Here is a 12,511-nt window from a genome sequence, read left to right on the forward strand (position 1 = left end):
CTGGTGGGCGGCGTCACTGGTGGGACGAGGCTGCCTCACGATTCTCGACATCATCGCCCATGGATGTTCCCTCAGGCGCGGGGCAGCAAGATCTCGAAGCTCGCGCCGTGCCCGGGTCCGTCGCTGCTGGCGGTGATCGTCCCGCCCTGCGCGAGGACGATGGCTCGGCTGATCGTCAGCCCGATGCCCGACCCCGAGCGGTCGCGGTCGCGAGCGGAATCGCCGCGGAAGAACCGTTCGAAGACGTGGGACAGCTGCTCCTCGGTGATGCCCTCGCCCGTGTCACTGACGCGGATGGCGACCTCGTTCTCGCCCGAGCGCGATGCCCCGAGCATGACCCGTCCCCCGGCCGGGGTGTGGCGCAAGGCGTTCGTGAGCAGATTGCCGAGCACCTGGCCGATCCGGGAGGGGTCGACGCAGACGACCACCGCACCCCCACCCGGGGAGCGCACCAGGTCGACCCCCTTCTCGGCGAAGGCCGTTCGGGCCCCGTCGAGGGCGGCGGTGATCAGGTCCTCCAAGGGCTGGCGTGACAGCTCCAGTCGGAGCCGTCCCTCCTCGGCCCGGGAGACGTCGTCGATGTCCTCGGCCAGGCGCGAGAGTCGTGCCGTCTGGGAGACCAACACGGCCCGCGCGTCGGCGTCCAGCTCGATCACGCCGTCCGCCAGCCCCTCGTGGTAAGCGCTGAGCGTGGCGATCGGGGTGCCCAGCTCATGGGCGAGATCAGACAGCAGACGCCTCCGGGTCGCCTCGACGTCCTGCAGCCGGCTGGCCATGGAGTTGAACGCTACGGCGAACGAGTCCAGCTCCGAACCGCCGCCGGTCACGGGAGCGCGCCGTCCGTATCGCCCTTGGGACACCTCTCGAGCCGTCTCGGTGAGGTCGTGCAGGGAGCGACGCAGTCGACGGCTGACCAACCATGACACCACCAGGGCACACAGCAGCGAGAGCAGCAGCGCGACGCCCAACGCAATGGCGCTCGCCTCCCGGTAGGCGGCCTCGATGTGGGTCAGTTCGGGTGATCGGGCGGTGTGACCGGCCTCGACCAGGTGATCATGGAAGATCGGGGGCCCGACGAGTGAGGCCACCAGCCCGGCCGTCAGCACGCTCGCCAGCAGCACGATGGTCTGACCGACCATGAGTCGTCCGGCAAGACTCTGGTTGGCGGGGTACTTCTGGTTGGCAGGGTACCTCTGTTTGGCAGGGTACCTCTGTTTGGCGGGGCGCCGAGCACTCATGCCGGACCCATCCGGTAACCCACACCACGAACGGTGCGCACGTAGCGGGCGTCCGCGGAGTCGTCCCCGAGCTTCTGCCGCAGGTGGGCCACGTGCACGTCGACCACATGGTCGTCACCCACCCAGGTGTCACCCCACACCAGGTCAAGGATCTGCCTGCGGCTGAAGGCCAGCCGTGGCCTCGAGGTGAGGGTGGCGAGGATGTCGAACTCGGTCGGGGTGAGTTCCACCGGCACCCCGGCCAGGCTCACCTCCCGCCCGGCAACGTCGACGTGCAGGTCGCCGAACACCCGGACAGGCGCTTCCTGCGGGTGCGAGCCACCCGACGTGCGTGGACGACGCAGGACCGCCTGGACGCGGGCGACCAGCTCACGCACGCTGAAGGGTTTGTTCACGTAGTCGTCCGCGCCCACCGAAAGGCCGATCAGGGTGTCGACCTCGTCCTGCCGGGCTGTGATCATGATGATGTAGCAGTCGCTGAAGGTGCGGATCCGGCGGCACACCTCCAGGCCGTCCATGCCGGGCAGCCCCAGGTCGAGGACGACCACGTCCGGGGCCTGATGCTCGGCCAGGGTGAGCGCATCCGGGCCCGTGTGGGCCAGCAGCGTTCCGAAACCCTCACGGGACAGGTACGCCGCGATCATCCCCGCCAGGGGCTTCTCGTCGTCGACGACCAGAACCGTGGGCGGGGCCGGAACCGTGGCTGGGACAGGGGGATTCACCAGGCCAGTCTGCCCCCGCTCGCACGGGGGACCGGCATCGGGGGCCGAGGTCGTCCGGCCAATCTTGACCGAACCTGAACATTCCCCAGACCCGATCCGCGTGCCAGGGATGGCACGGTGGATGGGGAGGGTCCCCCACCCGGGACCGGAATGGGAGTCACCGTGCATCGTCTGTCACGCCGCGCCACCCTTCTGGGAGGGGCCGGACTGGTGGGGAGCGCCGGTCTGGCGGCCACCCTGACCGGGTGCTCCACCACCGACGCCACGCACGGGTCGACCCACCCGATCGGACCGGTGCCCTCTGCCTCGCCGTCGGCCGGACAGGGACTCGTGCAGAAGAGCCTTGTGGCCCGCGAGACGACGCTCGACCTGGGTGGGCCCACCGTTGCCACCTGGGCCTACGGCGACACGGTCCCGGGTGCGCTGATCCGCGCCAAGGCCGGTGACTTCCTGCGCATCAGCCTCGAGAACAAGCTCCCCGCTGACACCAGCATCCACTGGCACGGGTTGCGCCTGCGCAATGCCGCCGACGGTGTTCCGGGACTGACCCAGGACGCGGTCAAGCAGGGCGACCGCTTCGTCTACGAGTTCACCGCGCCTGACCCGGGCACCTATTTCTTCCATCCCCATGTGGGGGTCCAACTCGACCGCGCCCTGTACGCGCCGCTGGTCATCGAGGACCCGAACGAACCCGGTGGTCACGACGACGAATGGGTCGTGGTCCTCGATGACTGGGTTGACGGCACCGGCCGGACCCCCGACGACGTGCTGAAGAAGTTGGTCGACGACGGCGGCGGCTCGCACGACATGGGCGGCATGGGTGGTGGGCACGACATGGGTGGCCACGACATGGGGGGTGGGGGCACCGCCATGGCCCCTTGGGGAGATGCCGGCGATGTCACCTATCCGCACTTCCTGGTGAACGGCAGGGTGCCTGCAGCTCCCGAGAGGTTCACGGCCAAGCCGGGCCAGAAGGTGCGGCTGCGGATCATCAACGCGGCCTCCGACACCATCTTCACCGTCGCACTCGGCGGTCATCGCATGACTCTCACCCACACCGACGGTCACCCGGTGGTGCCACGTGAGGTGGGTGCGTTCCACATCGGCATGGGCGAGCGCTACGACGCCGTGGTCACCCTCGCTGACGGGGTCTTCCCGCTGGTGGCTGCCCCCTTCGGGAAGACGTCGGGAGGTCAGGCCATGGCCGTGGTCCGCACGGGCGCCGGATCGTCGCCCGCAGCTGACGTGCGCCCGGCGGAACTGTCGGGTGAGGTGTTCATCGGGTCACAGTTGCTGCCCGCTGAGTCGGCCAAGCTGCCCGACCGGGTGCCCGACGCGACGCTGCAGCTGAGCCTCGACGGATCGATGAAGCCGTACGTGTGGGGCATGAACGGGGCGCCGTTCGGCAAGAACGACCCGCTCACCGTCCAGCAGGGTCAGCGGCTGAGGATCGACGTGACCAACCAGACGATGATGACCCACCCTCTGCACCTGCACGGCCACACCTTCGCCCTGCCCTCGGGGTTGCGCAAGGACACCGTGCTGTTGGCACCCGTGCAGCGACTGGCGATCGATCTGGACGCCGACAACGTCGGACGATGGGCCGTGCACTGCCACAACATCTACCACGCCGAGGCAGGCATGATGACTGAGCTGCGCTACACAGAATCTTGACCTTGGCTTGACCGGGCCCACCGGGCGAGGCCGGGACGCTGGTGGGGTGAACATCGCTGCGCACCCCGGGCATGGAGCCGAGACCGCTCCCGTGCCACCACAGGTGACCCTGCTCATCGCTCCCGGCTGCCACTTCTGCGAGGACGCCCGGGCCGAACTGGCCCAGCGCGCCGCTCGCGGGGAGGCAGGGGTCGAACTCGTTGACGCGGACTCTGCACGAGGACGAGAACTGCTGATGAGGCACCGCCCGGCGATGTTCCCGCTGGTGCTGGTCGAGGGTGAGTGGTTCTCGGCCGGACGACTGCCCCGCCGCAAGCTCGACCGGGCCCTCGAACGCCTGGCTCCAGCAGGCCGGGGTCGATGATGGGCGCCGAACTCCTCGGAACCGGCAGCGTCCTCGCGGCATTCCTGGCCGGCACGGTGGCACTGTTCGCTCCCTGCTGCATCGTCTTCCTCGCCCCCTCCTACCTGGCAGCGGCGGTCAAGAACAATCGGTGGCGGCTGCTGCCGTTGACCCTCGTGTTCGCGGCCGGGCTCGCGTTGGTGCTGGTACCGATCACCCTCGGCGTCAGCATCCTCGCGGGAGCCATCGCCCGTTATCACGAGCCCCTCTACTGGGCGGGTGGGCTGTTGATGATCGGCCTGGGCCTGCTGGCACTGTCTGGCCGCATGTGGTCGATGCCCTCCCTGTTGCGGGCCCCGGACACCACCCGCGGCGACTCGGCGACCTTCTTCAGCCTCGGCGTCTTCTCGGGCATCGCCTCGAGCTGCTGCGCCCCCGTGCTGGCCGGGGTGATGACCCTCTCGGCGCTGGCGGGCAATCCTGCCGGTGGGATGGTGTTGGGCCTCGCCTTCGTCTTCGGCATGGTGCTGCCACTCCTGGCCATGGCGCTGCTGTGGGACGTCGCCCGGCTCGACCAACGCCGATGGGGTCGGTCGCGTCCTATCGCGCTTCGTGTGGCGGGCCGAACCCTGCGCACCACCACGGTGAACGTCATCGTCGCACTCGCCTTCATGACCATGGGCGTCGCCGTGATCTCCCTTGCCAGTTCGACGACCATGACCGGGAATGCCACCTGGTTCCAACGGGCTGCGGGCGCCGGCGTCACCCGGGCGGCCCGCAGCCTGCTCGGCTGGCTCGAACCGGTGCCCGAGGCCGTCCTCGGTCTGGGACTGCTCGCCCTGGCCGGCTTGTTCGTCTGGTTCACCCTGCGTGACCGGCGGACCGCGCCACCGCCCGCGGTGAGCTGCCACGAGGTGCCGAGCAGCGATCCCACCGAACCATCTGCCCCGAGGAGCCGATCATGACCACCAGTTCTCGCCGAACCCGGCGCGCCAACCGCGAGAGTGCCGCGCTCACCGCCCGCGAGACGTTGCGCAACCAGCGCGCCATGGAGGACGCCCACCGGGCCAGGTGGCGCCTGGTCAGCCGGGTGGCGACCGTGGTCGTCCTCGTGGTGATCGCCGGGCTGGTCACCGTCGGGCTGTTGAACTCACGTGCCACCGATTCGTCAGTGTCGCGCCAGGCGCCCGCGTTCAGCCTGCGCACCACGGCGGGAACCACCGTCTCGCTGTCCGACTACCGCGGCAAGCCCGTGCTCCTCTACTTCAACGAGGGTGCCGGCTGCGGGTCCTGCACCCAGCAGATGGCAGAGATCGAGAAGGACCCCGGCTTCGCGAAGGCCGGCATCACGGTGCTGCCGATCGTGATGAACACCAAGGAGCAGATCCAGCCAGACCTTGACCAGTTCGGCGTCCGTTCGACCTACCTGCTGGACGAGGGCGGCAGCGTCTCCAAGGCCTACGGCACCTTGGGAACCGGCATGCACGAAGGGCTGCCGGGGCACGGGTTCGTGCTGATCGATGCGAGCGGGGTGCAGCGGTGGCAGGGGGACTACCCCTCCATGTGGATCGCACCCGCCCAGTTGCTCAAGGAGGCGAAGAGTCGCCTGTGAGCAGCGTCAGCTGGTCAGGCTGTCGAGTGCGCCCTGCAGCATGCCACCGATCCGCTCGGCGACGGGCGCCATGGCCTCGTTGCCCGTGAGTTCGTGCATGGTCTGCGGATCGATGGCCTCCACGACGGTGGAGGCCTCGTCCACCGAACGGACGACCACATTGCACGGCAGCAGCACGCCGATGGACTCCTCGGCCTGCAGCGCGGCGTAGGCGCTGGGGGGATTGCAGGCGCCCAGGATGACCTGCGGAGGAATCTCCACCTCGAGCTTCTTGCGCAGCGTGGCCGCCAGATCGATCTCGGTCAACACGCCGAACCCTTGGGCGGCCAGGGCCTCGCGTGTCGCGGCCAGGGTCTGGTCGAACGGCTTGTAGACGATGGTGCTGAGTGCGTAACCCATGTCTTCCTCCTGCGGTCTCGTCACCCTCGGGGTGGCGATGATCCACACATTACGACGCCGCTCAGCGCTGCATGTCGACGAAGCGTGAGTAGTGGCCCTGGAACGCGACCGGCACCGTTGCGGTGGGGCCGTTGCGGTGCTTGGCCACGATCAGGTCGGCCTCACCGACGCGTGACTCCTTGTCGTAGATGTCTTCGCGATGCAGCAGGATCACCATGTCTGCGTCCTGCTCCAACGAGCCCGACTCACGCAGGTCGCTCATCTGTGGACGCTTGTCGGTGCGCTGTTCGGGGCCTCGGTTGAGCTGGGAGAGGGCGATCACGGGGATCTCGAGTTCCTTGGCCAACAGCTTGATCTGGCGGGAGAACTCCGAGACCTCGAGTTGGCGGCTCTCGACCTTCTTGCCCGAGCTCATCAACTGCATGTAGTCGATGATCACCAGCTTGAGGTCGTGGCGCTGCTTGAGGCGGCGCGCCTTGGCCCGGATCTCCATCATCGTCAGGTTGGGGGAGTCGTCGATGAACAGCGGCGCCTCTGAGATCTGCTGGGTCTTGGCGACCACGCGGTCCCAGTCCTGGTCGTTCAGCTTGCCCGAACGGATGGCGTGCAGGGCCACCTGTGCCTCGGCGGAGAGCAGCCGCATCACGATCTCGGTGCGTCCCATCTCCAAGGAGAAGAAGACGCTGGTCAGGCGGTGTTTGATCGAGCAGGCACGGGCGAGGTCGAGGGCGAACGTCGACTTCCCCACCGCCGGACGTGCCGCGACGATGATCATCTGCCCGGGGTGGAGGCCGTTGGTCAACTCGTCCATCTCCTGGAACCCAGTGGGCACCCCGCTCATCACGCCATCGCGGGACTCGATGGCCTCCATCTCGTCGATGGTCGGCTCGATCAACATCGACAACGGTTGGTAGTCGTCGGCGACCTTGCCCGTCGAGACGTTGTAGACCTCCTGCTGGGCGGAGTCCACGATGTCGTTCACGTCGCCCTGACCGGCGTAACTCATCTGGGCGATCTTGATCGACGCCTCGACCAGACGCCGCAGGGTTGCCTTGTCCCGCACGATCTCGGCGTAGTAGACCGCGTTGGCGGCGACCGACACGCTCTGCAGCAGGTCGACGAGGTAGACGTGCCCGCCGGCTCGGCCCAGAGTGCCCTTCTTGTTCATCAGATCGGCGACGGTGATGGGGTCGGCGGGCTCACCGCGGGCGAAGAGCTCGACGATCGCGTCGAAGATCGCCTCATGGTTCGGACGGTAGAAGTCACGTGGTTGCAGGATCTCGGTGACCTCGGCGATGGCGTCCTTGCTCATCAGCATGGCCCCGAGCACGCTCTGCTCGGCCGCCAGGTCCTGGGGTGGTGTGCGGTCGATGCCACCCTCACCGAAATCGTCCTGGCTCACGGGGCACCTCCTGCTCTGCCGCCGCACTCCTGCGGATCGGATGGCCCCATGGTCCAACTGGGGTCTGACACTTCTGGCTCACAGGCCATGGGCGGCCCGCGTACGGACTGCGCACACGCTACGCACGGGGGGGTGAGAGCGCAACCGGTCGGGGGAGAAGTTGTCCACAGGGGGATGTGGACAATCCGTGCACCCTGTGGGCAGCGTGTGGACAACTGTGCACAAGCCCGGCGTGTCGAGGCCCCGGCTGTTGACAATCCGTTCACCTTGGTCGGCCAACAGCGGGCTGACAAGGCACGATCAACATTTCTTCGGAATCGTGAGAAAACTCTCCCGTCGCAGTTCTACGCGTCTCGAGGGTCGGGCCGGTCACCCGAAGTGGCGGCAGGGATGGGACGGCCCTCCATTCCGGGGCGCGGGGGCCTGTGGTTGTCCACAGCTCCATCCACCGGAAGATGATCATGGTTGGTCACGGGCGGTCTAGGCGAGACGCCCTTGGCGCGTTGGAATGTCGATCATGGTCCAGGGTCGGTGAACCGGGTTGCTTCGGGCCTCGCAGGTCCCGCCCCGCGCTGGCGCGGGCACATGGACCAGGAATACCCCGCCCCCCTATTTGCCGCGATACCCCAGAGGGGTATGGTGGGGTGAGCAAGGAGGAGCCATGAGCGAAGACGTAGTCACCCATCACCACGGCTACCACGACAACAAGGACGCGCACCTGCGTCGTCTCAAGCGGATCGAGGGTCAGGCCCGCGGTCTTCAGCGGATGGTCGAGGACGACAAGTACTGCATCGACATCCTCACCCAGGTGTCGGCGATGACCAGCGCCCTGGAGTCACTTGCCCTCGCGTTGCTTGACGAGCACATCAGCCACTGCGTCTCCGAGGCGGTACGCCACGGAGGCGGGGAGGCCGACGCCAAGATCGCCGAGGCCATGAATGCCATCACCAGGCTCGTCAAGAGCTGACCGTCCACCACCAGGAGTTCACATGATCACCACCTACACCGTCACCGGCATGACCTGCGGGAACTGCGTCAAGCACGTCACCGAGGAGGTCTCCGAGGTCGAGGGAGTCACCTCGGTCAACGTCGAGCTCGACGGCGGATCGATGATCGTCGAGTCCGACCAGCCCCTCGATTTCGAGGCCGTCAAGGCGGCCGTCTCCGAGGCCGGCAATTACGCCGTCTCGGCCGCCTGACCGACCGCTGGTCGATCCCTTCGACCTCGCCGTCCTGCAGGGTGGGTCGTCCGTCCCCCCGGCGGCCCACCCTTCCCCCTCCCGTTCGCTGCGGCCTCCTGTCGCACGGGTGGGCCCCGCCGTGCCCCAGGCCGGCCAGAAACCCATGAAGGACACCCATGACCACCGACACCGTGCGTGACACCCGACAGTCCATCGAACTCGACATCGACGGCATGACCTGCGCCTCGTGTGCGGCGCGCATCGAGAAGAAGCTCGGCAAGGTCGAGGGTGTCGACGCGTCCGTGAACTACGCCACCGACAAGGCCCTGGTGCTCGCGCCCACGGGCCTCACCGCCGCCGACCTGATCAAGGTGGTCGAGGAGGCTGGCTACGGCGCGCACCTTCCCGAACCGGACTCGACTCCTCCCGATCGCGCGGGTGCCTACCGACGTCGTCTCATCGTGGCGGCGGTGTTCGCCGTTCCCGTGATCCTGCTGGCGATGGTGCCCAGCCTGCAGTTCCCCTTCTGGCAGTGGGTCTCACTCGTGCTGACCCTGCCGGTGGTGACGTGGGCTGCCTGGCCCTTCCACAAGTCGGCCTGGGTGAACGCACGTCACGCGGCGACCACCATGGACACGCTCATCTCGATGGGCACCTCGGCCGCGACCCTGTGGAGCCTCTACGCGCTGGTGTTCACCTCTGCGGGCCACCCGGCCTACCGGCACGACTTCGGGTTCACCCTCGACCGTCACCACGCCGGCACCGCCACCTACTTCGAAGCCGCCGTCGGCATCATCACCTTCCTGTTGTTGGGCCGCTGGATCGAGGCCCGCTCACGACGCGACGCGGGCGCGGCCCTGCGCGCCCTGCTCACCATGGGTGCCAAGGAGGCCTCGATCGTTCGCGACGGGGTCGAGACCCGGTTGCCCATCGACCAGTTGGTGGTCGGCGACCACTTCGTGGTGCGCCCCGGCGAGAAGGTCGCCACCGATGGTGAGGTGGTCGAGGGCAACTCGGCCGTCGACGCCTCGCTGATCACCGGCGAGTCGGTGCCGGTCGAGGTCGGCCCCGGGTCGTTGGTGGTGGGCGCCACCATCAACACCTCCGGTCGACTGCTCGTGCGCGCCAGTGCCGTCGGTTCGGACACCCAACTGAGCCACATCGCCCGGCTCGTGGAGCAGGCCCAGACAGGCAAGGCTGCCGTCCAGCGCCTGGCCGACCGGATCTCGGGCATCTTCGTGCCCATCGTCATCGGGCTCGCCCTGGTCACCCTGATTGGCTGGCTCGTGGCTGGCGCCGAGGTTGGTTTCGCCTTCACCGCGGCTGTCGCCGTGCTGATCATCGCGTGTCCCTGCGCCCTGGGCCTCGCGACGCCGACCGCCCTGTTGGCCGGGACCGGACGAGGATCCGAACTCGGCATCGTCATCCGTGGACCCGAGGTGCTCGAGCAGGCGCGGTCCATCGACACCGTGGTGCTCGACAAGACCGGAACGCTGACCGAGGGCCAGATGTCCGTGGCGTCGACCCACCCGGCTGCGGGCACCACCGAGTCGCAGCTCACCCTGGTCGCCGCCGCTCTCGAGAACCACTCCGAACACCCGATCGCCAGGGCCGTGGTCGCGGCCGCCGGCACCCGTGGGCTGCCCGAGGTGTCCAACTTCTCGAACCACCCGGGACGAGGCGTGGTGGCCACGATCGACGGTGTCGTCCACTTGGTCGGCAACCAGCGCCTGCTGGAGGACAACGGCCTCGCACTCGGCGCCGAGGTCGAGGACGCGGCCCAGGCGGCGTCCGGTCGCGGTGAGACCTTGGTCTTCGTCGCCACCGAGCACGAGGTGCTCGGCGTGATCGGGGTGGCCGACACCATCAAGACCACGTCTGCCGAGGGCATCCGCCAACTGAAGGCGCTCGGCCTGACGCCGGTCATGGTGACCGGCGACCACGAGGCGGCCGCCCGGGTGGTGGCCGACAGCCTCGGCATCGACGAGGTGCGGGCCTCCGTGCTGCCGGCCAACAAGGTCGACATCGTCCGCGAGTTCCAGGCCCAGGGACGAAGGGTCGCCATGGTCGGTGACGGGGTCAACGATGCGGCCGCTCTCACCCAGGCCGACCTCGGCATGGCGATGGGGTCGGGAACCGACGCGGCGATCGCTGCGAGCGACATCACCCTGATGCGGCCCGACATGGTCCTGGCGGCCGACGCGGTGCGCCTGAGCCGGGCCACCCTGCGGACCATCAAGATCAACCTGTTCTGGGCCTTCTTCTACAACGTGGTCGCTCTGCCGGTGGCCGCGCTGGGGTTCCTGAACCCGATGATCGCGAGCGCCGCCATGGCCTTCAGTTCGGTCTTCGTCGTGCTCAACTCGCTCCTCCTGCGCAGGTTCACGCCCCGCGCCTGACCAGGCAGACCAGGGCGCCGGGCGGGGTCGGTCCAGAAACGGACCCGATCTCGCCCTGGGGCCCTGTCTCGTCTGGTTCCGAGCGGCTTGGGTCCGTTTCTGGACCGCGGCCCGGCGGCCCGGTCAGCCGGGTGTCGCGATGGCTGGAGAGCGGCGAGCAGTGGGGCGTGGAGAGAAGTCACGGAACGTTCCCCGACCTCGGCGTGGCGTCCAATCGGCTCACCCATTCGGGGGTTACTCTCAGGATTTCTTTGGGATTCTCTCAACAAGAGGTTAGGGTAGGACCTGCTCGGGTGACCGAGCCGTCCCCGAATCTTTCCAAGAAGAGGTCCCGCGTGAAGTTCCCCATTGGCGCCAAGGTTGCGCTCGCCACCGTGCTCGCAGCCGGTACTGCCCTCGGCGGTGTCGGCATCTCCAGGGCCTACGCCACTGACTCGGTCACCTTCGACATCGAGGGTGCGACCAGCACCGCCGACGTCCGGGCCAAGGATGTGCGTGACGCCCTCGCCGCTCAGGGAATCACCCTGTCCCAGCACGACGTGGTGCAGCCCTCCCTCGACACCAAGGTCTCGGACGGCCTGGAGATCTCCGTGAAGTACGGACGTCCCGTGACCCTCACCATCGACGGCAAGACCACCACCAGGTGGACGACCGCCACCTCCCTCGACCAGGCGCTGGCCCAGTTCGCCCTGCTCGACCCCAAGGACCAGGTCTCGGTCAACCGTTCGACCCCGCTGGGTCGCCAGGGTCTGACCGTGTCGGTGGACACCGCCAAGTCGGTCACGATCTCCACCGCGAAGGGTGACGTCAAGGTCGAGGTCGTGGGAACCGTCGCTGACGCTCTCAAGGCCGCCAACATCTCCGTGGACTCCTACGACAAGGTCTCGGCCGACACCTCGAGTGAGCTCACCGAGGGACAGGTGATCACCTTCGCTGACGTGGCCAAGGTCGCCTACACCAAGAGCGCCAAGGTTCCCTTCAGCGTCGTCAAGGTCAACGACCCCACCCTCGCCCAGGGCAAGACCAAGGTCGTGCAGCAGGGCAAGGACGGATCGATCACCAACTGGCGCACCCGCTGGACCAGCGATGGCAAGCAGTTCGCCGACCAGCTGAACGACCAGAAGGTCGTCAAGCCCGTGAACCAGATCGTCAAGGTCGGGACCAAGGCCCCGGCCCCCGCCCCTGCATCCACCACCTCGCGGACGACCAGCTCACCGGCGACCACGACGAAGAAGGCCGCCAGCTCGGTGCCCTCGGGTAGCGTCTGGGACCGCCTGGCGCAGTGCGAGGCCGGCGGCAACTGGCACATCAACACCGGCAACGGCTTCTACGGTGGCCTGCAGTTCACCTCGTCGACCTGGCTCGCCTACGGGGGTGGCGCCTACGCCTCCCGCGCTGACCTGGCCAGCCGTGAGGCCCAGATCGCCGTGGCTACCAAGGTCCAGGCCAGCCAGGGCTGGGGTGCATGGCCCGCCTGCACCGCCAAGCTCGGCATCGGCTGAGCCGACCGACCCGTCGACAGGAACGGGGCGCCCACCAGC

Annotated in this window: 12 protein-coding genes; 8 read left to right on the forward strand and 4 right to left on the reverse strand. The window is 68.0% G+C overall.

Annotated elements, in window-relative coordinates; all coding sequences use genetic code 11:
- Positions 1-71: 71 nt before the first annotated feature.
- Together QQZ11_RS06045 and QQZ11_RS06050 are read right to left on the reverse strand one after the other, a co-directional pair.
- A complete protein-coding gene (locus QQZ11_RS06045) occupies positions 72-1,238 on the reverse strand; it encodes a sensor histidine kinase (protein WP_284549250.1) in 1,167 nt (388 codons plus the stop codon).
- Positions 1,235-1,960 (reverse strand): response regulator transcription factor, encoded by a 726-nt coding sequence (locus tag QQZ11_RS06050; RefSeq protein WP_284549251.1) that lies wholly within the window; start codon positions 1,958-1,960, stop codon positions 1,235-1,237. Before QQZ11_RS06050 ends, QQZ11_RS06045 begins: the two co-directional genes overlap by 4 nt.
- 162 nt (positions 1,961-2,122) lie before the next feature.
- On the opposite strand from QQZ11_RS06050, the gene QQZ11_RS06055 reads away from it, so the two are divergent.
- From QQZ11_RS06055 to QQZ11_RS06070, 4 genes are read left to right on the forward strand one after another with little or no spacing between them, the layout of a single operon-like run.
- Complete coding sequence (locus tag QQZ11_RS06055; RefSeq protein ID WP_446698817.1) at positions 2,123-3,634, forward strand: multicopper oxidase family protein; 1,512 nt, start codon at positions 2,123-2,125, stop codon at positions 3,632-3,634.
- Positions 3,635-3,680: 46 nt separating this feature from the next.
- Positions 3,681-3,998, forward strand: coding sequence for a glutaredoxin family protein (locus QQZ11_RS06060; protein ID WP_022908719.1), 318 nt, complete (start codon positions 3,681-3,683; stop codon positions 3,996-3,998).
- Complete coding sequence (locus QQZ11_RS06065) at positions 3,998-4,942, forward strand: cytochrome c biogenesis CcdA family protein (RefSeq protein ID WP_284549255.1); 945 nt, start codon at positions 3,998-4,000, stop codon at positions 4,940-4,942. Before QQZ11_RS06060 ends, QQZ11_RS06065 begins: the two co-directional genes overlap by 1 nt.
- Positions 4,939-5,589 carry a peroxiredoxin family protein gene (locus QQZ11_RS06070; protein ID WP_284549257.1) on the forward strand — a complete coding sequence of 217 codons (651 nt, stop codon included), beginning with the start codon at positions 4,939-4,941 and terminating at the stop codon, positions 5,587-5,589. Before QQZ11_RS06065 ends, QQZ11_RS06070 begins: the two co-directional genes overlap by 4 nt.
- Positions 5,590-5,595: 6 nt before the next feature.
- Here the strand turns inward: QQZ11_RS06070 and QQZ11_RS06075 are convergent, their stop codons facing one another.
- Both QQZ11_RS06075 and dnaB read right to left on the reverse strand, forming a co-directional pair.
- Complete coding sequence (locus QQZ11_RS06075; RefSeq protein ID WP_284549258.1) at positions 5,596-5,988, reverse strand: DUF302 domain-containing protein; 393 nt, start codon at positions 5,986-5,988, stop codon at positions 5,596-5,598.
- 61 nt (positions 5,989-6,049) lie between these two features.
- Positions 6,050-7,390, reverse strand: a complete 1,341-nt coding sequence (dnaB, locus tag QQZ11_RS06080) for a replicative DNA helicase (RefSeq protein WP_022908715.1) — start codon at positions 7,388-7,390, stop codon at positions 6,050-6,052.
- 661 nt (positions 7,391-8,051) lie between these two features.
- On the opposite strand from dnaB, the gene QQZ11_RS06085 reads away from it, so the two are divergent.
- The 4 genes from QQZ11_RS06085 to QQZ11_RS06100 all read left to right on the forward strand — a co-directional run bounded on the left by QQZ11_RS06085 (position 8,052) and on the right by QQZ11_RS06100 (position 12,472).
- Positions 8,052-8,357: a metal-sensitive transcriptional regulator gene (locus QQZ11_RS06085; protein ID WP_022908714.1), complete on the forward strand. Its 306-nt coding sequence runs from the start codon at positions 8,052-8,054 to the stop codon at positions 8,355-8,357.
- Positions 8,358-8,379: 22 nt separating this feature from the next.
- Entirely contained in the window at positions 8,380-8,589 is a 210-nt protein-coding gene (locus tag QQZ11_RS06090) for a heavy-metal-associated domain-containing protein (RefSeq protein WP_022908713.1), read from the forward strand.
- Between the two features lie 158 nt (positions 8,590-8,747).
- Entirely contained in the window at positions 8,748-10,970 is a 2,223-nt protein-coding gene (locus tag QQZ11_RS06095; RefSeq protein ID WP_284549260.1) for a heavy metal translocating P-type ATPase, read from the forward strand.
- Between the two features lie 335 nt (positions 10,971-11,305).
- The gene (locus tag QQZ11_RS06100; protein WP_284549262.1) at positions 11,306-12,472 is read left to right on the forward strand and encodes a resuscitation-promoting factor; all 1,167 of its coding nucleotides are present in this window, start codon (positions 11,306-11,308) and stop codon (positions 12,470-12,472) included.
- The last annotated feature ends 39 nt before the right edge of the window (positions 12,473-12,511 follow it).

This window comes from Aestuariimicrobium sp. T2.26MG-19.2B (genome assembly GCF_950101875.1).
In the GTDB taxonomy this organism is placed as follows: domain Bacteria; phylum Actinomycetota; class Actinomycetes; order Propionibacteriales; family Propionibacteriaceae; genus Aestuariimicrobium; species Aestuariimicrobium kwangyangense.

Bases quoted from the DNA above. Each gene is read 5' to 3' on its own strand.
- QQZ11_RS06045 (WP_284549250.1), bottom strand. From the start codon at position 1,238: ATGAGTGCTCGGCGCCCCGCCAAACAGAGGTACCCTGCCAAACAGAGG.
- QQZ11_RS06065 (WP_284549255.1), top strand. From the start codon at position 3,998: ATGGGCGCCGAACTCCTCGGAACCGGCAGCGTCCTCGCGGCATTCCTG.
- QQZ11_RS06070 (WP_284549257.1), top strand. From the start codon at position 4,939: ATGACCACCAGTTCTCGCCGAACCCGGCGCGCCAACCGCGAGAGTGCC.
- QQZ11_RS06075 (WP_284549258.1), bottom strand. From the start codon at position 5,988: ATGGGTTACGCACTCAGCACCATCGTCTACAAGCCGTTCGACCAGACC.
- QQZ11_RS06085 (WP_022908714.1), top strand. From the start codon at position 8,052: ATGAGCGAAGACGTAGTCACCCATCACCACGGCTACCACGACAACAAG.
- QQZ11_RS06090 (WP_022908713.1), top strand. From the start codon at position 8,380: ATGATCACCACCTACACCGTCACCGGCATGACCTGCGGGAACTGCGTC.
- QQZ11_RS06095 (WP_284549260.1), top strand. From the start codon at position 8,748: ATGACCACCGACACCGTGCGTGACACCCGACAGTCCATCGAACTCGAC.